Here is a 629-nt window from a genome sequence, read left to right on the forward strand (position 1 = left end):
CAACACACGTATGTAGTCATCATGGCCGGGGGCGTCGGTACCCGCTTCTGGCCCTTCTCCCGCCAAACCTATCCCAAACAGTTTCACGACGTCCTTGGCATCGGTCGCACCATGCTCCAGATGACCTTCGACCGACTCGCCGACATCTGTCCGCCTGAAAACGTTTACATTGTTACCTCCCAGGAGTACTATGCCCTCACCAAGCAGCAACTCCCCCAGCTCAGCGATCACCAGATCCTCCTGGAACCCTCCCGTCGCAACACGGCCCCCTGCATCGGTTATGCCTGCTACAAGATTGCCGCTCGCGATCCCGAGGCCAACATCATCGTCACGCCTGCCGATCATCTGATCCTGAAAGAAAAGGAGTTCACCGACCGCGTCAAAGTCGCCCTTCAGGCTACGGCTGAATCCGATATTCTGGTTACCCTGGGCATTACCCCCACCCGACCCGACACGGGCTACGGCTACATTCAGTTCGATGGGCTGGCCGAGAAAGAAGTCAAGCGGGTGAAGACCTTCACCGAAAAGCCCCACCTGGAACTGGCTCAGGCGTTTCTGGAAAGTGGCGATTATGTCTGGAATGCCGGCATTTTCGTCTGGAATGCCCGATCCATTCGTAAAGCCTTTGA

Annotated in this window: 1 protein-coding gene; it reads left to right on the forward strand. The window is 56.8% G+C overall.

From position 1 onward, the window contains the following. Window positions 1–629, forward strand: a 629-nt coding sequence (locus BWI93_RS19810) for a mannose-1-phosphate guanylyltransferase (RefSeq protein WP_255157964.1), incomplete at both ends; no start/stop codon positions are given.

Source organism: Siphonobacter sp. BAB-5385 (assembly GCF_002261125.1).
GTDB lineage: Bacteria > Bacteroidota > Bacteroidia > Cytophagales > Spirosomataceae > Siphonobacter.